Source organism: Castellaniella sp. WN (genome assembly GCF_054457555.1).
The window spans coordinates 1,536,850-1,557,403 of the sequence record NZ_JBTKZC010000001.1 but is presented as its reverse complement, the minus strand read 5'-3'; the positions used below and the strand labels follow the sequence as shown (position 1 = coordinate 1,557,403).

Here is a 20,554-nt window from a genome sequence, read left to right as displayed (position 1 = left end):
TCGTGAGGGGGGATCAGCGCTTGGACCAGTCGGGCATCGGGTACTTCGCGTCGCGCAGGAACTTGCTGCCGTCGAACACGGCCGCCGGCTTGCCGTTCTGCACCTGGATGACGACCTGATCGAGGTTGATCTGGCCGTTGTCGGCGAAGGCGATGTGCCCGTAGAGGCTCTGGAAGTCGCTGGCGGCCAGGGCGTCGCGCACGGCCTTGGGATCGAGCGTGCCGGCCTTCTCGATGGCCTTCACGATCGCTTCGACATCGGCCACGCCGGAGGCGGCGTGGTAGTCGGGTTCGTAGCGGTACTGGGCGCCCCAGGCCTTGGCGAACTGGGCGGCGTCGCCGAACCAGTCGTCTTTTTGCGTTTCGCTGGGCAGCCAGGCGGTCATGCCGAAGGCGTATTCGGCGTCCGCGCCCAGGGCCTTGCGGAAGTCCTCGCTGGGCACGCCCACGGTGAAGGAATAGAGCTTGGGCGAGACGTCCAGGCTCTTGGCCTGGCGGATGAAGTTCAGGATCTCGGTTTCATGCCCCGCGACCAGCACGGCGTCGGCCTGCTTGGCCTTGATCTGCGACAGCAGGGTATTGAAGTCGCTGGCGTTGCTGCTGTAGCGCTCGTCGATCGTCGTCTTCAGGCCGGCCTTTTCCAGCAGGGGGCGGGTGCCCTTGGCCACGGACACGTCGAAGGCGTCATCCGCGTAGAGCAGGGCGACCTGGGCGGGGGCCGGCTTGAGCTGCTTCAGCATGGAGATCGTGCTGCCGAAGTAGTTGCTGGCCGGCGCCAGGGTGCCGAAGACGTACTTGAATCCGCGCGAGAAGATCTGGTCAGAGGCGCCGCCGCCCTGGACCATCGGGATCTGATACTTTTCCGAGACGGCGGAGTCGGCCAGGGCGAAGTTGCTGGCGAAGGGTCCGAGCAGGAAGTTCACCTTGTCCTTGGAGACCAGCTGCGTGTACTGGCGCACGCTCAGGTTCACGTCGGACTGGTTGTCGTAGATCTTCAGCGCCAGCGTGTATTTCTTGCCGCCGATCTCGACGCCGCCCTTGCGGTTGATCTGGTCGACCGCCAGTTGGTAGGCGTCTTTGTAGTAGCGTCCGGTGTTGGCCACGGGACCGGTCAACTGGACCGACGCGCCCAGGATGATCTCGTTGCCGGCCGCCTGGCTGGCGGGACTGCTCAGGCTCAGGGCCAGGGCCAGGGCAGCGCAAGGCAGCCCGTCGCGCAACAGAGTGTGCAGCATGATGTGTCTCCGGTTGGAAAGGATTCTTTTCCGGAAATTGTGCGCCACGCCTGGTAACAACTTTCTGAATGAAAATTGACTGAAAGCTGAATTTCCCTGAGGGCGGACAGCCGGCCTCGGGGTAAATCCGGAGGTTGCGCGAAGACTTTTTACACAAAACAGAATTGCGTTTGTTAATGGGAATGATTATCATTAACTATCAAAACCACGATGACAAGCCGGTCATGCCGCGCCGGCCCACCTCCAGGAGTCCATCCCATGGCGCAATCCCAAGTCAGTGCATTGATCGTCGGCGCGGACCGGCTGGGCAATATTCCGGACCTGCTGCGCGACCACAACATCGCCATCCGCCATCACATCAGCGGCCGCGATCCCTCGCATCAGAAGAAGGCGCCCGTGTTGCCCTCCGGAACGGACCTGGTCATCCTGCTGACGGATTTTCTCGGGCACAACGTGATGAAGACGTTCCGCCTGGCGGCGCAGCGCGCCGGCATCCGGGTACTGGCTTGCCGGCGGTCGGTGTGCAGCATGCAGCAGGCCCTGGACCAGTGCGGCTACTGTAAAGCGTGCCCGTTGCGCGAGGAAAACACGGACCGGCCGGTGGTGCGCGTGGCGTGCAAAGGACGGGGCGCACGGGGCAGGCTGGTCCTGCAGGTGTAGGCGGTCACGGAAAGAGCGCGCGGGCAATGTGCCTGGCGATGAGAAATGGCGCCCCCGCGCTGCGCGGCACGTCCCGGATTGCGGTACCTCTCCACCTTGTATCTCTGCACCTGTGGCTTGGACCGGCTCACGGCTTGCAAGCGGTGAGGTGGACAAGCAACGCAGCATGGCCAGCCCGGGCGCCGAAGGTAAGGATCGGAATTAGCCAGACAGGACACTAGCGCTTGGCGGTTGTGTGCCTGGTGGCCGTGCGCTTGGCGGTCGTATGCTTGGCGGCCGTGCGCTTGGCGGTCGCGGGTTTGGCGGCCACGCGCTTGGTGCTTGCCTGCTTCTTGCCGATTGCCTGCTTCTTGCTGGCCGCGGGTTCGACGACCGCGGGTTCGAGGGTCACGGGCTGGCTGGTGTCGGACTGCGCCTGGAGGCGCCGGGCGCCATTGTAGCGCTTGCGCCAGTAGGCCATGTCCATGCTGTCGACGCGGATGCTGGCGCCGGTGCGCGGCGCATGCAGGAACTTATGGTCGCCCAGATAGATGCCGACGTGCGAGAATTGGCGGCCCAGGGTATTGAAGAACACCAGGTCGCCGCGCCGCAGTTCGTCGCGGTCCACGGAAACGCCTTGCTGAGCCTGCTCGCGCGCCCGGCGGGGCAGTTTCAGGCCCAGGGATTTTTCGGCGGCGTAGGCGACCAGGCCGCTGCAGTCGAAGCCTTCTCCGGGGGCGTCGCCTCCGTAGCGGTACTTGACTCCCAGGAACTTCATGGCAGTGGACGCCATGCTCCTGGGCGCCTGGCTGGCGCCATAAGATTCGGGATAGTCGATGGCCAGGCTGCGCTTGTTGTCGAGCCAGGCGCCCAGCGGATCCGATTGCGTGCTGAGCAGATAGCTGTCGCGCAGCAGATGGTTGGAGGTGAGGTCCGCTTCGGCCGTCTTGCGGGGCTGGGTCGCGCAGCCAGTCAGCGCGACGAGGCCAGCGCACAGCAGCAGTTTCAGGGAACGGGTCGCCAGGGGGCGGAGCGGATTCGGCTGATCTGGGGCGGAGTGAGGCGGAGGCATGGGCGGATCTTCGGATGTCGCCGTCCGCGGTCGCCTCGCGTGGCCACGGCGGTCGAAGAACCGGGACGTGGATCGCAGGCTGGCCGGATACCGGACGCCGGGTTGATCTTGTAGGTTGCCCGCCCTGCGGACAACTCTCCGAGTGTAGTGGATCGGCCGGATTGAGTAAAGTGCCAGCCCTGTCCAATATCAGATGAGTCTGAAGGGGGCCTGGTGATTCCAACATCAGATGAGTCTGGAGCTTTGGCCGCGGGTCGTCGATCATCGGGAGATGATCTTGACCTTACACGACGAACGGCTCACCAGCCTGGAGAGCCTGGAACAATTCCTGGCCGGCACCGCTGGCCTGGAGCCACAGGTCGCCGCTGGCACCCAAGCGCAGCGCCAGGTGCACGTCCTGTCGGTGCTGCAGCGCTTTCGATACCCCTCGCTCACTCGCGTCCAGAAGGGACTGGTCATCCGCTACCTGCTCGCGACCAGTGGCTACTCACGCCAGCACCTGAGCCGATTGATCGCCCGATTCCGCGATCACACCCCGCTTGGGCAGCGCCACGCGCCCGCGCACGGCTTTACGCGCCGCTACACCGAGGGGGACATCACCGCGCTGGCCAGGCTCGATGCCCTGCACGAGAACCTGAGCGGGGCGGCCACTCGCCACCTGTGCCAACGCGCCTGGCTGGTCTACGGCGACGCGCGCTATGAGCGCCTGGCCACGATCTCCGTCTCCCACCTGTACAACCTACGCCACCAGGCGCGCTACCGGCAGACGCGCGGCCACTGGGAGCCGACCCGACCCAGCCGAGCCGTCTCCATCGCGATCAGGAAGGCCCCCGAGCCCGCAGGCCGCGCAGGCTTCATTCGCATCGACAGCGTGCACCAGGGCGACTACGACGGCATCAAGGGCGTGTACTACATCGACGCCGTGGATTGCATCACCCAGTGGCAGGTCGTCGCCTGTTGCGAACGCATCTCCGAGGCGTTCCTGCTGCCCGTGCTCGAACAGATGCTCGCCTGCTTCCCGTTTCGCATCCGCGGGGTTCATGCCGATAACGGCGGCGAATACATCAACCACCGCGTGGCCGCCCTGCTCGACAAGCTGAACGCCGAGTTCACCAAGTCCAGGCCCCGCCACACCAACGACAATGCCCTGGTCGAGGCCAAGAACGGCGTGGTCATCCGGCGCACCTTCGGCTACGCCCACATCCCGCAAAAGCACGCCCGGCCCATCAACGCGTTCTGTGAGCAGCACCTCGTGCCCTACCTGAACATGCACCGCCCTTGCCTGTTCCCCGAACAGACGATCGATGCCAAAGGCAAGATCCGCACCACCTACCCTCAAGCGCTCGTGCGAACCCCGCTGGAGAAGCTGCACAGTCTGCCGGCGCCTGCCCGTGGGCTCAAGCCCGGTATCACCCTACAGAGCCTGCTCATCCAGGCGCGGGCCATGAGTGATAATGAAGCCGCCGAACAGCTGCAAAAGGCACGCTCGGCGCTGTTTGCAACCATCCATCGACGATCCGCCGCCAAGGCCGCCTGAACAGCCTGTTCTCTGCAAGTTCAGACTCATCTACGGTTTGGAAAAGACTGTGCCGGCCTCCACGCCGCCTTCGCCGTCTTCCGTCAGTCTCGTGTCAGACTGGCATTGTATGGTCCGGCCAGGGTGTAGCATGTCACCCATTCAATTCCTCATAGAAACACCCGCGGTCCGCTCGGGCCACAGGGTGGCACCGGAGACGAATCCATGCAGAAAATCCGCGAGTTCCATCGCCAGTCGGTCCAGGACCGGGAGACCTTCTGGGCGCACGAAGCCCGGCGCATCCACTGGGAAACCCCCTTCACCCGGGTCCTGGACTATTCCCGGCCGCCGTTCGCGCGCTGGTTTGTCGGCGGGCGCACCAACCTGTGCTACAACGCCGTCGACCGCTGGCTCGACACCCGGGGCGACCAGCCCGCCCTGATCTGGGTGTCCACGGAAGTCGACCAGGAAATCGTCTACACCCGCGTTGACCTCGCGCGCGAGGTCAACGCGGCCGCCGCCACTCTGCAGGAACTGGGGATCGTCCAGGGCGACCGCGTGCTGATCTACCTGCCCATGATCCCCCAGGCCGCCTTCTTCATGCTGGCCTGCGCCCGTCTCGGCGCCATTCATTCCGTCGTGTTCGGCGGTTTCGCCGCGCACAACCTGGCCCAGCGCATCGACGACGCCCGGCCCCGGGTGATCGTGTCCACCGACGCCGGTTCGCGCGGCGGGCGGCCGATCGCCTACAAGCCGCTGCTGGACCAGGCGATCGCCCAGTCGTCCCACGCGCCCGAGCGCGTCGTGCTGGTGAACCGGGGCCTGGCGCCCATGGACCTGACGGCGGGACGCGACCTGGAGTACGCGCCGCTGCGGGCGCGCCACCTGGACGCCCAGGTGCCGGTGGTCTGGCTGGAGTCCAACAAGCCCAGCTACATCCTGTACACCTCGGGCACGACGGGCAACCCCAAGGGCGTCCAGCGCGACGTCGGCGGCTACGCGGTGGCGCTGTGCGCGTCCATGGAATACATCTATGGCGGCAAGCCGGGCGACGTCTACTTTTCCAGCAGCGACGTGGGCTGGGTGGTGGGGCACTCCTATGTGGTCTACGGGCCGCTGCTCAACGGCCAGGCGACCGTCATGTACGAAGGCACGCCGGTGCGCCCCGACGCCGCCATTCTCTGGCGCATCGTCGAGACTTATCGCGTCAACGTGCTGTTCTCCGCGCCGACGGCGATCCGCGTCCTGAAGAAGCACGATCCTGCCCTGCTGCGCCGCCACAACCTGTCCAGTCTGGAGCGCATCTACCTGGCGGGCGAACCGCTCGACGAACTCACCGGCCAATGGCTGTCCGAGGCCCTGGACAAGCCGGTGATCGACAACTACTGGCAGACCGAGACCGGCTGGCCGATCCTCTCGGCCCAGCCCGGGATCGAGGAAGTCCCCACCCGTTTCGGCAGCCCGTCCTTCCCGGTCTACGGCTATGACGCGCGGGTGATCGACGAATCCACCGGCCGGGACTGCGGTCCGAACCAGAAGGGCGTGGTGGCGATCGAGCCGCCGCTGCCGCCGGGCGCGATGAGCACGATCTGGGGCAACGACGAGCGCTTCGTGCGCACTTATTTCCAATCCTTCCCCGGCCGCCTCTGCTATTCGACCTCCGACTGGGGGCTGGTGGACGACGACGGCTACTGGTATATCCTGGGCCGCACCGACGACGTGATCAACGTTGCCGGGCACCGCCTGGGCACACGCGAGATCGAGGAATCGGTCAACACCCATCCGGCCGTGGCGGAATCGGCCGTGGTGGGGGTGGCCGATCAGCTCAAGGGCCAGGAGGCCATGGCCTTCGCCGTGCTGCGCAACCCCGCCGCGCTCGACGAGCTTGGCGCCCGCGACCGCCTGGAAGCCGAGATCAAGCGCGTCATCGAGCAGCGCAACGGCGCCGTGGCCCGTCCGGCCCGCATCTTCTTCGTCAATACCCTGCCCAAGACGCGTTCCGGCAAGGTCCTGCGACGGGTCATCGTGGCGTTGTGCGAAGGCCGTGATCCGGGCGATCTGACGACGATCGAGGATCCGGGCGCGCTCGACCAGATCCGCGCCGCGCTGTGAGCGGGAACCGGGACGCGTCCGGGCCCGGGGCCGGGGGGCGCCCGGATCCGTCCGAAGCGGGCCGGGCCGGCCCCGGCAGGAGCGAGGCCGCCGCTGTTCCGCTGTTGAAGCCGGGGGTGGGGCGGCGCGAAGTCTGGTCCTGGGCGATGTACGACTTCGCCAATTCCGGCTATACCACCGTGGTGCTGACGACGGTTTTCAACGCCTATTTCGTCGGCGTGGTGGCGGCCGGGAAAAGCTGGGGCACCCTGGCGTTGACGGCGGCCCTGTCCCTGTCCTATCTGACGGTGATGCTGTGGATGCCGGGCCTGGGCGCACGGGCGGATGCCCGGGCCGGGCATCGCCGGCTGCTGTTCGCCAGTACCGCCGGGTGCGTGCTGGCCACCGCCGCGCTGGCCAGCGTGGGGCCGGGCGACATCTTCCGGGGGCTGCTGTGGCTGGCGCTCTCCAATGTCTGTTATTGCATCGGCGAATCGGCGGCGGCCTCGTTCCTGCCGGGGCTGGCCCGTCCCGAAGCCATGGGACGGGTGTCCGGCTGGGGTTGGGGTTTCGGCTATTTCGGCGGCATGCTGGCCCTGGGCCTGGCTTTGTGGGTGGCGGCCTCGGCGGAATCCCGCGGACTGCCGGCCCAGGCTTACGTGCCCTGGATCATGGGGCTGACGGCCGTCCTGTTCGCGGCGGCGGCGCTGCCGGCGTTCCTGTGGCTGCGCGAGCCCGGTTCCGGGGCGGACCGGGAGCCGGTCGCGATACTGGCCCAACTGCGGACGGCCTGGCGCGAGACCCGCCGCGATTTTCCCGACTTCCGCCGCCTGCTGCTGTGCATCGTCTGCTATCAGGCGGGGATCGCGGTGGTGATCACTCTGTCGGCCGTCTATGCCACCGAGGTCATGGGCTTCGGCATGCGCGAGACCATGCTGCTGGTGTTCCTGGTGAATATCGGCGCGGCCGCCGGGGCCTTCGGCTTCGGCTACCTGCAGGACCGCATCGGGCACCGCGGGGCGCTGGCCCTGACCCTGCTGGGCTGGATCGTCATGGTGCTGCTCGCGGTCTCGGCCCGCTCGCTGCCGGTGTTCTGGTCGGCCGCCGCGCTGGCCGGACTGTGCATGGGGACCAGCCAGAGCGCGGGTCGGGCCATGGTCGGGGTGCTGGCGCCGGTCGGCCGCCCGGCGGAATTCTTCGCCCTGTGGACCTTCGCCGTGCAGCTGGCGGCCGTCTTCGGGCCGCTGTCCTACGGCATGCTGGTCTGGGCCACGGGGGGCAATCACCGCGCCGCCCTGTTGACGACCGGCCTGTTCTTCCTGGCCGGGCTGGCGCTGCTGGGACGCCTGGATTTCGAACGCGGCATGCGCGCCCGGGACGCGGATGCGTCCGCGGGCGCCGGGCCGGACCGGGCCCCCGTCGCCTGACCGCGCGCTGGAGCGCCTTCCCGCCGGGGCCGGGTTGCATTTGTCAGTGTCGAGTAAGTATCGTGCGGTACGGTTGCAACATTCAAACATAAAGTGAACGCGTCATTAAACATCACTAAACTCAGGAGCGAGCCATGACCACGGGAATTGAATCCATATTGGTGGAAAACCGGGTGTTTCCGCCGCCGGCGGACCTCGTCAAGCAGGCGAACGTGTCGGGGATGGAGGGCTACCAGGCCCTGTGCGACGAAGCCAGACGCGATCCGAACGCCTTCTGGGCCCGGTTGGCCAATGAAAACCTGGTCTGGTCCAAGCCCTTCACCCAAGTGCTGGACGAGTCGAACAAGCCGTTCTACAAGTTCTATGCCGATGGGCAGATGAACGTTTCGGCCAACTGCCTGGACAAGCACCTGGGCACTCCGGTCGAGAACCATACCGCCATCATCTTCGAGGCCGACGACGGCCAGGTGACCAAGGTCACCTACAAGGAACTCCACGCGCGGGTTTCGCAATTCGCCAACGCCCTGAAATCCCTGGGCTACCAGGCCGGCGAGCGCGCCATCATCTACCTGCCGATGTCGATCGAGGCCGTGGTCGCCATGCAGGCCTGCGCCCGCCTGGGCATCATCCATTCCGTGGTATTCGGCGGCTTCTCGTCCAAGAGCATCCATGAGCGCACCGTGGACGTCGGCGCCACGCTGATGATCACGGCCGACGCGCAGATGCGCGGCGGCAAGTCCATCCCCCTGAAGGACGCCGTGGACGAGGCCATCGCCATGGGCGGCTGCGACGCCGTGCGCAAGGTCATCACCTACAAGCGCACCGGTTCCAGCGTCCAGTGGAACGCCGGCCGCGACCTGTGGTGGCACGACGTCGTCCAGGGCCAGTCCGCCGACTGCCCGCCGGTTCCGGTCGACGCCGACCATCCGCTGTTCATCCTGTACACGTCCGGTTCCACCGGCAAGCCCAAGGGCGTGCAGCATTCCAGCGCCGGCTTCCTGCTGTGGTCGCTGATGACCATGAAATGGACCTTCGACGCCAAGCCGGCGGATGTGTTCTGGTGCACGGCCGACGTGGGCTGGGTGACGGGCCACTCCTATGTCACTTACGGCCCGCTGGCGGCCGGCGTGACCCAGGTGGTCTTCGAGGGCGTGCCCACCTATCCGGATGCCGGGCGCTTCTGGAAGATGATCCAGGAGCACAAGGTCACGGTCTTCTACACCGCGCCGACGGCCATCCGGTCGCTGACCAAGCTGTCCGAGGCCGATCCCAAGGTCCATCCCAAGTCCTTCGATCTGAGCTCCCTGCGCATCATCGGTTCAGTGGGCGAGCCCATCAATCCCGAGGCCTGGGTCTGGTACTACAACAACGTCGGCGGGCAGCGCTGCCCGGTGATCGACACCTGGTGGCAGACGGAGACCGGCGCGCACATGATCACGCCGCTGCCGGGTGTCACTCCGCTGAAGCCGGGTTCCTGCACGCTGCCGCTGCCGGGCATCGACGCCGCCATCGTCGACGAGACCGGCGAAGAGGTCGAGCGCGGCAAGGGCGGCTTCCTGGTGATCCGCCGTCCGTGGCCCTCGATGATCCGCACGATCTGGGGCGACCCGGAGCGCTTCAAGAAGACCTACTTTCCGGAAGAGCTCAAGGGTTACTACCTGGCGGGCGACGGCGCGCAGCGCGACAAGGATGGCTATTTCTGGATCATGGGCCGCATCGACGACGTGCTGAACGTCTCGGGTCACCGCCTGGGTACGATGGAGGTCGAATCGGCCCTGGTGGCGCACGAAATGGTGGCCGAGGCCGCCGTGGTCGGCCGTCCGGACGACACGACCGGCGAGGCCGTAGTGGCCTTCGTGGTGCTCAACGGCTCGCTGCCCGAGGGCGACCAGGCCGCCGCCGTGGCCAAGCAACTGCGCGACTGGGTGGCCAAGGAAATCGGCCCCATCGCCAAGCCGCGCGAGATCCGTTTCGGCGAAAACCTGCCCAAGACGCGTTCTGGCAAGATCATGCGCCGCCTGCTGCGCGTGGTCGCCAAGGGCGAGCCCATCACCCAGGACGTGTCCACTCTGGAAAACCCCGGCATCTTGGAGCAACTGGCCCAGGTGCGGTAAAGCGTGTTGGAAGGCGCTCTGTGATCCAGAGCGCCGGACACAGCCGAAGGGGCAGGGGGATTCCCCTTGCCCCTTTTTTCAGGTGCGCCCGGCATGGGCGCACTCCTGGTGTGCCCGACATGGGCGCATACCTGCAGGTGAAAGTCCCGCCGTCAGTTGGTCACGACGAACGAAGCGAAGCGCAACTGCACGAGGGCGACCGAGTGTGGAGAGGAAGCGTGGAACGTAAATCACGAGGTGAGGGCCCCGGACCGGCGTCCACAGTTTGTGATGGGTACTCAAAATGCGTTAGCCAGGCACTTCCGCCTGGAATCCCGGGGTCTGCGGGTCACTGGGCATGATTCCGCCCGTTGAGCATCGACATGTCACTGAGGATTTTCGACATCAGCGTTTCCGCGGCCACTCCGAGCGTTCTGCCCGTCTTGGTCAGAACTTGCGCCTTGGCCGCCGCGAACAAGGGATGAGAAACAGGCAGCGTCACGAGTTCCCCCGACCGCAGTTCCCGATAGGCGGCGAAAGCACTGATCAGGGTGATGCCGTCGTTGCGCTTGACAAAGCTCCGCAGCGCAGCAAGGGAGTTGGTTGTCAGCGTGGGTTGTAGCCGGATGTTTTCAACATAGGCCAGCGTTTGCACAATCTGGCCCAGCCCAAAGGCGGGCGGCATGATCGCGAGCGGGTAATGGCTCAGTTCTTGCACAGCAACCATGCCGCCGCGCATTGCAAGCGGATGGCCGGGCCGGACCAGCAACACCACCGGCTGTGGAGAGGTTGCGACGCAGCGGATCTCCGCATGTGGCGGCGGGTTGTAGGCCAGGCCGATGTGTGCGCGGCTTTCCGCTATTTCCTGCAATACATTGTTGACCGGCAGCACCTCGACCGTCACGTCCAAGTCCGGGTAGCGTGCACAGAAGTCGGTCAGTACTTCGTCCATCAGGCTGTCTATGAAGCCTTCGCTGGACACGATGCGCACCCGCCCGTGCCGCAAGCCGTGCAAAGCATGCAATCGGCCCTCGAACAATTCCTGTTGTGATTGGCAGCCGCGCCAGTATTCGAGCAGGCAGGTCGCCGCCTCGGTCGGTTGTACGCCGCGGGCATAGCGATCAAACAGAGGGGCGCCGACTTCATCCTCCAGCAGCCTGATCTGGCGTGTGATCACCGATGGCGATGTGTTCAGGCTGTCCGCCGCGCCTCGGATGGAACCGTGTGTCAATACTTCGTGGAAGTAGCGTAGTCTGCGCTGGTTCAGTTCTCGCATGCCGGCCTCCGAATGTTGCTCTTTGAGCAACGATATCATACTTAAGTTGCTCTTTCTAAAATCACGCGATTGGATGACGATTCCAGTCACGCGCAGTCATGACGCGGCAATATTAAATAAAGGAGACCTCATGTTCATTTCCACCCCCCAAAACGAGCCGCGGAAGCATGAGGGTCCGGAGCACCGGGCGCTATATCGCAAGCTCAATTGGCGATTGCTTCCCTTTTTGCTGCTGTGCTACACGTTTGCCTACCTGGATCGCGTCAACATAGGATTCGCCAAGCTCCAGATGCAAAGCGATCTCGGGTTGTCCGATGCCGCGTATGGACTGGGCGCGGGCATTTTCTTCCTGGGCTATGTCCTGTTCGAGATTCCCAGCAACCTGCTGTTGCCGCGTATCGGCGCACGCAAGACCATCGCGCGCATCCTGGTGTTGTGGGGCCTCACCTCGGCAGGCATGATGTTCGCGCACAGCGAGACGATGTTCTATGTATTGCGCTTCCTGCTCGGTGTGTTCGAGGCCGGATTCGCTCCCGGGATGATCTTCTACCTGACCTATTGGTATGGCCAGCAGCGCATGGCGGGCGTCATGGCCGTCGTCATGCTGGCCGGGCCGATCGGCGGCATCTTCGGCTCTCCGTTGTCCACCTGGCTCATGACGTCGATGTCCGGCGTCCATGGCCTGGCGGGCTGGCAGTGGATGTTTCTGGTCGAAGGACTGCCTTGCGTGCTGCTGGGGCTGCTGACGCTGCGTGTGCTTGCGGACCGGCCCGCCGATGCCAAGTGGCTGACAGACGGTGAGAAGCGCATGATTGCGGCCGAACTGCGCACACCGGATGCGAATCAACATTCCTTTGGCCGAGTGGTAAGGGATCCGCACGTGTACCAACTGGCGTTCACCTATTTCACCATGATCTGTGGCATCTACGCCGTCAGCTTCTGGTTGCCATCCATCCTCAAGGCCGATGGTGTGACGGACACCATGCAAATCGGCTTGTATTCAATGATCCCGTACATCGGCGCCGCGATTGCGATGGTCGTGCTCGGCCGCCGGTCCGACCGTCGTGGCGAACGGCGTTTGCACAGTGCGGTGCCCGCGCTCATCGGCGCGGCTGCGCTTGCGGCGGCCACACTGTACAGCGGCCAGCTGGCCGTGTCCTTGGTCTGCATGACGATTGCCACCGCGATGCTGTGGGCGGCCTATACCGTGTTCTGGGCCATTCCTTCCCAATATCTCAAGGGCGATGCCGCCGCCGGCGGAATTGCGCTGATCAACACGATCGGCCTGTTGGGAGGCTTTCTCAGCCCAACCATCATCGGCTGGGTGCGCACGGCCACCGGAAGCATGCAGGCGGGCCTGCTCGTCATGGTGGCGCTGCTGATCGCGGGCGCCGCAATGCTGGTGCTTGCGCGTACACCGACACTGCGGCAAGGCGCAGCGGCCGTTTGAAATCATTCCTACCGGAGAAACCCGTGACGACCCGTATTCTGATTGCTGGTTTCCAGCACGAAACCAATACGTTCGCACCTTCCAAAGCCACCTATGCCAGCTTCGAGCGCGGCGAAGGGTTTCCGGCACTGGCGCGCGGCGCCGACGTGCTGGCGCTGCGCGACGTCAATATTCCGGCGGGCGGATTCATTCGCGCGGCGGAACGCAACGGCTGGATACCGCGGCCCGTGATCTGGGCGGGCGCCAGTCCGTCGGCGCACGTCACGGAAGATGCCTACGAGCGTATTGCGGGCGAGATCGTTGCCGCGGCGCGTGCGGGCGGCTTTGATGCGGTCTATCTCGACCTGCACGGTGCGATGGTGGCCGAGCATCTGGACGATGGAGAAGGTACTCTGCTGACGCGGTTGCGCAGTGTCATCGGGCCGCACGTCCCGCTGGTGGCATCGCTCGACCTGCACGCCAATGTCACGCGATGCATGCTCGATACCGCCGATGCGCTGGTGGCCTTCCGCACCTATCCGCACGTCGATATGGCGGAGACCGGCGAACGCGCCGCGCAACTGCTGCAACATCTGTTTCAGGCCAAGAAGGCGCTGCATCGCGCCGCGAGGCGCCTGCCTTTCCTGATTCCCATCAATGGCATGTGCACTTTGCTGGAACCTTCCCGGAGCATGTATGCGCGGCTGGGTGCGCTGGAGAAGGGAGGGGTCGCTTCGCTGTCCTTCGCCCCGGGCTTTCCCGCGGCGGATTTCCCGGAATGCGGCCCGGTGATCTGGGGCTATGGCGAGGACGCCGCCGCGGTGGAGGATGCCGTGCGGACATTGCACGAGGAGATGCTGGCCGACGAGGCCGCATGGGATGTGTCTTTTCTTTCGCCGGACGACGCGGTGCGTGAGGCCATGCGCCTTGCTGAACATGCCGATAGGCCTGTCGTCATTGCCGACACGCAAGATAATCCTGGTGCCGGCGGGGACTCCAATACCATGGGCATGTTGCGGGCATTGCTGCATAACGGCGCGCGCGAAGCCGCCATCGGGCTGATCTGGGACCCGCATGCAGTGGCCGAGGCGCAGCGTGCCGGTATGGGCGCCACAGTGGAGTTGGCGCTGGGCGGCATCTCTGGCACGACGGGCGATGCGCCGCTCCTCGGCCATTTCGATGTGGTTGGCCTTTCCGATGGGATCTGCCGCTATGACGGACCGATGATGAATGGAATGATGGCGGATGTCGGCCCTGTGGCGCTGTTGCGAATCGAGGGCGTACTGATCGTTGCGAGCAGTGGCAAAGCTCAGATGCTGGATCGCAACCTCTACCGCATGGCGGGCGTGACGCCAGAGGCGATGAAGATTCTTGTCAATAAGAGTTCCGTGCATTTCCGGGCCGATTTTCAGCCTATCGCCCATGCGGTGCTCGTCGCCAAAGCTCCCGGACCGATGACGGCCGATCCCGCGGATCTGCCGTGGAAACGCCTGGCGCCGGGAATTCGCTTGAAGCCGATGGGTGCGGCTTTCCCCGCCGCGTCCGACATGAAAAGCCTGTGAAACTTCACCGTGTCTCACGGGTCACGAACCGTCGGTATTCGCTTGCTTCGGGGGCAAAGCCCATCCGCGACGACAAGCCTGCCCTCTGGATTGGTCAGGCCGCCTCCAGCGGCAGGCTGTGCCGGGCCTGTTGGCGGTGTCGGGATCCGGTGCTGTCCGGATGTCAGTGCGCCAGCCCCGGCAGCAGCGCCCTGATGCCCGCGAACATCATTTCCACGGCGATGGCCGCCAGGATCATGCCCATGACGCGGGCCATGATGACGCGCATCTTGGTCGAGAGCAGCTTGCCGATGGATGCGGCGAAATACAGCACCGCGAACAGGGCGGCCAGGACGATCGCCAGCACGACGCCGAAGGCCAGGTACTGCCTCGACTGGTGGGCCTGGGCTCCGTAGATGATCAGCGTGGCGATGGTGCCTGGCCCGACGATCATGGGAAAGGTCAGCGGATAGAACGCGGGGTTGTCCTCGACCTCGGCGCGGGCGGCCAGGCCTCCGACATTCTTTTCCTGGGTGGCGCGTTCATGCGAGGTGATCGGCTGGCCGTTGAGCATGGACAGCGCGATGCCGCTCAGCACCAGGCCGCCGGCGACGCGGAAGGAATCCAGGCTGACGCCGAAGAAGTGGATGATGTGGCTGCCGGCCAGCGAGATGACGACGCACATCGCCAAGGTGTAGAGCAGGATCGCCGCCGCCTGGCTGCGCTGCTCGGCCACGGTCTTGTTGGCCGTGACCGCCAGGAACAGGGGCAGGGTGATGAACGGGTTCATGATGGCGAACAGGGCGCCCAGGAATTTGGTGGCGAAGGCGATATCCATCGGTGATGGGCTCCCGCCCGGCAGACCTGCGTGATCGGAACCGGGCACCGCCCCGCGCGGCGCCCGGAGCGCATTTTACATGCCGTTGTAGACCGGCCCTTCGCCGCCCTGAGGCGTCACCCAGACGATGTTCTGCGTCGGGTCCTTGATATCGCAGGTCTTGCAGTGGACGCAGTTCTGGGCGTTGATCTGCAGGCGGTCCTCGCCGGTCTCGGTCTTGACGAATTCGTAGACCCCGGCCGGGCAGAAGCGTGCCTCGGGGCCGCCGAACTTTGCCAGGTTGACGGCGACCGGGACGGATTCGTCCTTCAGCGTCAGGTGGACGGGCTCGTTCTCGTCGTGGTTGGTGTTGGAGATGAATACCGAGCTGAGACGGTCGAAGGTCAGCTTGCCGTCGGGCTTCGGGTAGTCGATGCGCGCGCATTCGGCCGCCGGCTGCAGACAGGCGTGATCCGGCTTGGTGCGGTGAATGGTCCAGGGCATCCTGCCCTTGAACAGCCATTGCTCGATGCCGGTCATCAGCGTGCCGATGGTGCGGCCTTTCTTGAACCATTGCTTGAAGTTGCGCGACTTGTTCAGTTCGGCGTGCAGCCAGGAGCGCTCGAAGGCGGCCGGGTAGGCGGTCAGTTCGTCGTGGCTGCGGCCCGCGGCCAGGGCGTCGAAAGCGGCTTCGGCGGCCAGGGCGCCGGACTTGATGGCCGAATGACTGCCCTTGATGCGGGAAGCGTTCAGCATGCCGGCCTCGCAGCCCACCAGCGCCCCGCCGGGGAAGCAGAGCTTGGGCAGGGACAGCAGCCCGCCCGCCGTCAGCGAGCGCGCGCCGTAGGCGATGCGCTTGCCGCCCTCGAAGGTGGCGCGGATCGCCGGATGGGTCTTGTAGCGCTGGAATTCCTCGAAGGGCGAGAGCCACGGGTTGGCGTAGTCCAGGCCCACGACCAGGCCCACGGCCACCAGATTGTCGTTCAGGTGGTACAGGAAGGAGCCGCCGTAGGTGTCCGAATCCAGCGGCCAGCCGGCGGTGTGCATGACCATGCCGGGGCGCGACTGCGCGGGATCGACTTCCCAGAGTTCCTTGATGCCGATCGCGTAGCTCTGCGGGTCGCGGCCGGCGTCCAGGCGGTATTTTTCGATCAACTGGCGGCCCAGGTGGCCGCGCGAGCCTTCGGCGAAGATCGTGTAGCGCGCCAGCAGCTCCATGCCGGGCTGGTAGGCGTCGGTGTGGCTGCCGTCGCGCGCCACGCCCATGTCGCCGGTCAGCACGCCGCGCACGGCGCCGGATTCGGTATAGAGGATCTGCGCGGCGGCGAAGCCGGGGAACACGTCCACGCCCAGGGCCTCGGCCTGCTCGCCCAGCCAGCGGGTTAAGTGGCCCAGGCGCACGATGTAGTTGCCGTGGTTCTTGAAACAGTCCGGCAGCAGCCAGGCCGGGGTGGCGCGCGCGCCCGATTCGGTCAGGAACAGGAACCGATCGTCCGAGACGGCCACGTCCAGCGGGGCGCCGCGTTCCTTCCAGTCGGGGATGAGTTCGCTCAGCGCCTGGGGATCCATCACGGCGCCCGAAAGGATGTGGGCGCCGATCTCGGCGGCCTTTTCCAGCACGCAGACGCTGACATCCTGGCCGCGTTCGGCGGTCAGCTGCTTCAGGCGGATCGCAGCTGAAAGCCCGGCCGGACCGCCTCCGACGACGACGACGTCGTATTCCATCGATTCACGTTCAGTCATGGGTCGTTCCCGTTGCTTGATGAGCGTTGAGGATACTCGGAACAAGTCGAGCGGAAAGCGGGCGCCGCGAATCGGGGTGGGCGGCAAGGCGCGAATCGCAGCGACAGCCGGTGCTATCGCGAGGATGGGCAACGCCGCAGACCGCCCGAGCCCGCGGATGCACGCGGCGCGGGGACTTGTTCCGAGTATCCTTAAGCGAGGCCGGGCCTCGCCATGTTGCGGGCCATTGTATTGCAGAACTCGTCCGTAGCCAGCATCAGCGGTCCGCCATGTTCCTGGAAAAGAGGGTGCAGCACCAGATTTCGCTGACGATGCGTGCCGCGTCGTCCACGGGCAGCATGTCGGCCGCGGTATCGGGGTGCGCATACCAGACGTAGGCGGACTGTTCCGTCATCGAGGCCAGGGCTTCCAGGGAGGTCCGCGCCGGCATGCCATTGATCTCGGTGATGCCGTGGTCGCGCTCCAGCGCCGTGGCGACCCGGACGATGTGGCGTTCCCGCATGTACCACCACATGTCATCGTAGCGCTGGTCCACCATGGTCGCCTCGATGAACGCCCGCATCACCTTGCGGTGGTTGCGGTAGTGGCCCAGGTAGCCGCGGTTGGATTCGAGGATCGCGTCGCCGGGGCGATCGCGGAAGATCTGGCGTTCGTCGGGCCGGCTGGCGGCGTACAGCTCGTTGTGGATGTCGTGGATGATCGCCAGGAAGACGTCGTCCTTGTTGTCGAAGTAGCGGTAAAGGGCGCCCATCGACAACTGGGCCCTTTCCGCCAGATCGCTCATGCGCATCGAGACGTAGCCGGCTTCGCCGAAGATTTCTCGGCCGCTCGACAGGATGCGGGCCAGGGTCGCCCGCCCCTTCGGGGTGGTGGGCTGGGGAAGGTTCGGTTCCGGAGCTTTCTTGAGCATTTCCTGCTTTTTAAAAAAAGTGACGTCACTATTGCTTTTTTGTGCGGCGTCACTTAGAGTATGGACATACAAGAAAAAACTTGGCTGGCAAGGATGGAGACATGGTACATCAATCGAGTGGTGCGTCGGATGCGAATTTCCGTTACGAGGGCCAGGTCGCGATCGTGACCGGCGCGGGCAGCGGGCTGGGCCGCGCGTATGCCATGCTGCTGGCCTCTCGTGGCGCCCGGGTCGTGGTGAACGACATCGGCGTCCGCACAGGGCCCGACGGCGCGTCTGCGAGCTCGGCGGAACTCACCGCCCGGGAAATCCGCGCGCTGGGAGGCGAGGCCGTGGCGGACACCTCCTCGGTATCCACTCGCGAAGGCGGGCGGGCGATCGCCGACCTGGCCTTGTCGGAATACGGGCGCATCGACATTCTGGTCAACAACGCCGGGAATATTTCGCTCACATCGTTCAACAAACTCGACCTTGCCGACGCCGCGCCGATCTTCGACGTGCACGTGTGGGGCGCCTTCAATGTGACGCAGCCGTGCTATCAGCAGATGATCCGGCAGCAGTACGGCCGGATCGTGTTCACCACGTCCGGGGTCGCGCTGTTCGGCAACGGGGGCATCGCGCCTTACGCGGCGGCCAAGGGAGGCGTGTTCGGGCTCCTGCAGGTGCTCAAGCTCGAAGGCGCCAGACACGGCATCCGGGTGAACGCCGTCGCCCCCATGGCCTCCACGCAGCTCACCGAGGATGTCGAGATGCCCCAATACCATCAGGTCGGCGAGGATATGGTCGTCCCCGAGCTGGTGGCGCCCGTGGTGGGCTATTTCGCGTCGCGCGAATGCCCATGGACCGGCGAGACCTGGTCCGCCGGTTCCGGCTCGGTCGCCCGGATCTTCGTGGGACGCACGCCGGGTTTCTTCAAGCATCCCGTCGATCGGGGCGGACTGACGGTCGAGGACGTGGCGAGCCATGTCGATCGCATCCGCAGCGAGGAAAACTACACGACGCCGGAAAGCTGGCCCGCCGAATGGGCGCTTCTGGTCGATCTTCTGACGGACCGCAAGTGATCGCCGGGGTGGAAAGTGAGCCGCAAGGAAATCAGTGAGTTTCTGAGGACCCTCGATTTCGAGGGAGCGGGCGGACTGACCCTGCCGGATCTCCTCGAAAAACGTGTCCGGGCGACGCCGGATGCGGTCGCCGTCCGGTCGCCCGCGGGCAGCCTGCGCTTCGGCGAATGGCTGGACGGCGCCCGGGCCGTGTCCGTAAGGCTCAGGTCGTCCGGCGCCTACTGGCCCAAGACCCCGGTTCTGGTCTGGGTCGATACGGCCGACGCGCGCCAGGTGGTGATCGCGCAGCACGGGGTGCTGGATGGCGGCTGCATCGTCGCTCCCCTCGACGACCGCCTCAGCGTGGCGGAAGTCCGGCGGTTCGCCCGGGACGTCGCGGCGACCGCCGTGATCGTCAGTCGGGGCCTGCTGTCGTCACGCAAGGACGAAGAGGTGCGCGAATTCGTCCCGGACGGCCTGCCGGCGGGGAGCGATCCCCTGGACTTGATGCTCTTCGCCGCCGAGGGCGACGCTTTCGGCCTCGTCGCCTCCGCGGAGGGCGGAGAGGACCGGTCCGCCGACGCGCCGCGCCCGGGGCCGGATGATTGCGCGCTGCTCGCCTTCACGTCCGGAACGACCGGTCGGCCGAAGGCCGCGATGATCACCCATGGCGGCTGCGTCCGGCTGGCCGAAAGAATGGTCAATGGCGTGTTCGCCGCGCCGCGGGGAGGGCGGCCCGTCGGTCCGGACGACGTGATCCAGTCTCCCGTGCCCGCCTATCTGCCCACCAGCATCGTCAATACGCTGTATGCGGCGGTGCTGGCGGGATGCACCCTGAGCTACCGGGGCCGCCGGTTCGACCCCGAGGCCGAGGAAAGGGAAATGGCGCTTGCCGGCACGACCATCTACGCGGGCGCGCCGGCCCATTACGCGATGATGTGCCAGCGGCCGGCAAGCGACGATTCCAGGGCCGCCAGGGTCCAGGTCATGACCGCGAGCGGCGCCCCCATGACCGCGGCGCTCTACCGGTCGATGCGGGAGCGCTGGCCGCGGGCCGCCATCGCCAACTGGTATGCCTTGAACGAAACCATGGTCGGCCAGACGCTGAATTTCGGCCCGGACATGGATCTCGATCCCACGGCCATCGGCAAGCCGGTATGGCCGACCGAACTCGCCGTCGTCGACGAGGGCGGCAGGCGGTGCGCGCCGGGGGAATCCGGCGAGGTGCTCCTGCGGGCTCCGGGACAGATGGTGGGCTACTACCTGAACGAAGCGGAGACGGCGAAGCGGATCGATGCGGACGGCTGGGTGCGCACCGAGGATATCGGTTTCGTGGGCGAGGAAGACGGCCTGCTGCGGATCACCGGCCGCAAGAGCGACCGCATCAACCGGGGTGGATTCAAATTCTATCCGGCCGAGGTCGAAGAAGTGCTCCTGGGCCACGAGGGCCTGGCCGACGCGGCGGTCCTGGCGATTCCGGATCCGATCCTGGGCCAGGATCTCGTGGCCATGGTGGTGGCGGCCGACGGGGGACGGATACTCGCCGAAGCGGATGTCCGGGCGTTCTGCCAGGGCCGGCTCTCGCGCAACAAGGTGCCCAGCAGGGTCTATTTCGTCGATCGGCTGCCGCGCAGCGGGTTCGGCAAGGTCGTGAAGAAAGAATTGATCGCGCTCTGGGAAGTCATCGAATCCAGCCGTGCCGATCAGTGATCGTATTTTGACTTGA

15 protein-coding genes are annotated in these 20,554 nt (G+C 65.5%); 9 read left to right on the top strand and 6 right to left on the bottom strand.

Annotated elements, in window-relative coordinates:
* Positions 1-13 precede the first annotated feature (13 nt).
* Positions 14-1,234, bottom strand: a complete 1,221-nt coding sequence (locus ACTPOE_RS07260; protein ID WP_458871536.1) for an amino acid ABC transporter substrate-binding protein — start codon at positions 1,232-1,234, stop codon at positions 14-16.
* 258 nt (positions 1,235-1,492) lie between these two features.
* On the opposite strand from ACTPOE_RS07260, the gene ACTPOE_RS07255 reads away from it, so the two are divergent.
* Positions 1,493-1,894, top strand: a complete 402-nt coding sequence (locus tag ACTPOE_RS07255; RefSeq protein ID WP_458871535.1) for a DUF2325 domain-containing protein — start codon at positions 1,493-1,495, stop codon at positions 1,892-1,894.
* A gap of 217 nt (positions 1,895-2,111) precedes the next feature.
* On the opposite strand, the gene ACTPOE_RS07250 is transcribed toward ACTPOE_RS07255, so the two are convergent.
* Complete coding sequence (locus tag ACTPOE_RS07250; RefSeq protein WP_458871534.1) at positions 2,112-2,945, bottom strand: C40 family peptidase; 834 nt, start codon at positions 2,943-2,945, stop codon at positions 2,112-2,114.
* A gap of 271 nt (positions 2,946-3,216) precedes the next feature.
* On the opposite strand from ACTPOE_RS07250, the gene ACTPOE_RS07245 reads away from it, so the two are divergent.
* The 4 genes from ACTPOE_RS07245 to acs all read left to right on the top strand — a co-directional run bounded on the left by ACTPOE_RS07245 (position 3,217) and on the right by acs (position 10,093).
* On the top strand, positions 3,217-4,482 hold the full coding sequence (locus tag ACTPOE_RS07245; protein WP_458870343.1) for a transposase family protein: 1,266 nt from the start codon (positions 3,217-3,219) through the stop codon (positions 4,480-4,482).
* Positions 4,483-4,686: 204 nt separating this feature from the next.
* Complete coding sequence (locus ACTPOE_RS07240) at positions 4,687-6,573, top strand: propionate--CoA ligase (protein WP_458871533.1); 1,887 nt, start codon at positions 4,687-4,689, stop codon at positions 6,571-6,573.
* Positions 6,574-6,689: 116 nt separating this feature from the next.
* Entirely contained in the window at positions 6,690-7,979 is a 1,290-nt protein-coding gene (locus ACTPOE_RS07235; RefSeq protein WP_458871532.1) for an MFS transporter, read from the top strand.
* A 134-nt stretch (positions 7,980-8,113) separates the two neighbouring features.
* Complete coding sequence (acs, locus tag ACTPOE_RS07230) at positions 8,114-10,093, top strand: acetate--CoA ligase (RefSeq protein ID WP_458871531.1); 1,980 nt, start codon at positions 8,114-8,116, stop codon at positions 10,091-10,093.
* Positions 10,094-10,421: 328 nt separating this feature from the next.
* On the opposite strand, the gene ACTPOE_RS07225 is transcribed toward acs, so the two are convergent.
* Positions 10,422-11,348: a LysR family transcriptional regulator gene (locus tag ACTPOE_RS07225; protein ID WP_458871529.1), complete on the bottom strand. Its 927-nt coding sequence runs from the start codon at positions 11,346-11,348 to the stop codon at positions 10,422-10,424.
* Positions 11,349-11,478: 130 nt separating this feature from the next.
* On the opposite strand from ACTPOE_RS07225, the gene ACTPOE_RS07220 reads away from it, so the two are divergent.
* Together ACTPOE_RS07220 and ACTPOE_RS07215 are read left to right on the top strand one after the other, a co-directional pair.
* Positions 11,479-12,798, top strand: coding sequence for an MFS transporter (locus ACTPOE_RS07220; RefSeq protein ID WP_458871528.1), 1,320 nt, complete (start codon positions 11,479-11,481; stop codon positions 12,796-12,798).
* Positions 12,799-12,821: 23 nt separating this feature from the next.
* The gene (locus ACTPOE_RS07215; protein WP_458871527.1) at positions 12,822-14,339 is read left to right on the top strand and encodes a M81 family metallopeptidase; all 1,518 of its coding nucleotides are present in this window, start codon (positions 12,822-12,824) and stop codon (positions 14,337-14,339) included.
* Between the two features lie 163 nt (positions 14,340-14,502).
* Here ACTPOE_RS07215 and ACTPOE_RS07210 read toward each other — a convergent pair whose 3' ends face one another.
* The 3 genes from ACTPOE_RS07210 to ACTPOE_RS07200 all read right to left on the bottom strand — a co-directional run bounded on the left by ACTPOE_RS07210 (position 14,503) and on the right by ACTPOE_RS07200 (position 17,788).
* On the bottom strand, positions 14,503-15,156 hold the full coding sequence (locus ACTPOE_RS07210) for a MarC family protein (protein ID WP_458871526.1): 654 nt from the start codon (positions 15,154-15,156) through the stop codon (positions 14,503-14,505).
* 75 nt (positions 15,157-15,231) lie between these two features.
* Complete coding sequence (locus tag ACTPOE_RS07205; protein ID WP_458871525.1) at positions 15,232-16,878, bottom strand: electron transfer flavoprotein-ubiquinone oxidoreductase; 1,647 nt, start codon at positions 16,876-16,878, stop codon at positions 15,232-15,234.
* 256 nt (positions 16,879-17,134) lie between these two features.
* Complete coding sequence (locus tag ACTPOE_RS07200) at positions 17,135-17,788, bottom strand: TetR/AcrR family transcriptional regulator (protein WP_458871524.1); 654 nt, start codon at positions 17,786-17,788, stop codon at positions 17,135-17,137.
* A 101-nt stretch (positions 17,789-17,889) separates the two neighbouring features.
* On the opposite strand from ACTPOE_RS07200, the gene ACTPOE_RS07195 reads away from it, so the two are divergent.
* Together ACTPOE_RS07195 and ACTPOE_RS07190 are read left to right on the top strand one after the other, a co-directional pair.
* Positions 17,890-18,849, top strand: coding sequence for an SDR family NAD(P)-dependent oxidoreductase (locus ACTPOE_RS07195; protein WP_458871523.1), 960 nt, complete (start codon positions 17,890-17,892; stop codon positions 18,847-18,849).
* 15 nt (positions 18,850-18,864) lie between these two features.
* Complete coding sequence (locus ACTPOE_RS07190; RefSeq protein WP_458871522.1) at positions 18,865-20,538, top strand: class I adenylate-forming enzyme family protein; 1,674 nt, start codon at positions 18,865-18,867, stop codon at positions 20,536-20,538.
* Positions 20,539-20,554: the final 16 nt, after the last annotated feature.

Coding starts and splice junctions, on each gene's coding strand:
- ACTPOE_RS07260 (WP_458871536.1), bottom strand. CDS start 1,234: ATGCTGCACACTCTGTTGCGCGACGGGCTGCCTTGCGCTGCCCTGGCC.
- ACTPOE_RS07255 (WP_458871535.1), top strand. CDS start 1,493: ATGGCGCAATCCCAAGTCAGTGCATTGATCGTCGGCGCGGACCGGCTG.
- ACTPOE_RS07250 (WP_458871534.1), bottom strand. CDS start 2,945: ATGCCTCCGCCTCACTCCGCCCCAGATCAGCCGAATCCGCTCCGCCCC.
- ACTPOE_RS07245 (WP_458870343.1), top strand. CDS start 3,217: ATGATCTTGACCTTACACGACGAACGGCTCACCAGCCTGGAGAGCCTG.
- ACTPOE_RS07240 (WP_458871533.1), top strand. CDS start 4,687: ATGCAGAAAATCCGCGAGTTCCATCGCCAGTCGGTCCAGGACCGGGAG.
- acs (WP_458871531.1), top strand. CDS start 8,114: ATGACCACGGGAATTGAATCCATATTGGTGGAAAACCGGGTGTTTCCG.
- ACTPOE_RS07225 (WP_458871529.1), bottom strand. CDS start 11,348: ATGCGAGAACTGAACCAGCGCAGACTACGCTACTTCCACGAAGTATTG.
- ACTPOE_RS07220 (WP_458871528.1), top strand. CDS start 11,479: ATGTTCATTTCCACCCCCCAAAACGAGCCGCGGAAGCATGAGGGTCCG.
- ACTPOE_RS07210 (WP_458871526.1), bottom strand. CDS start 15,156: ATGGATATCGCCTTCGCCACCAAATTCCTGGGCGCCCTGTTCGCCATC.
- ACTPOE_RS07205 (WP_458871525.1), bottom strand. CDS start 16,878: ATGACTGAACGTGAATCGATGGAATACGACGTCGTCGTCGTCGGAGGC.
- ACTPOE_RS07200 (WP_458871524.1), bottom strand. CDS start 17,788: ATGCTCAAGAAAGCTCCGGAACCGAACCTTCCCCAGCCCACCACCCCG.
- ACTPOE_RS07195 (WP_458871523.1), top strand. CDS start 17,890: ATGGTACATCAATCGAGTGGTGCGTCGGATGCGAATTTCCGTTACGAG.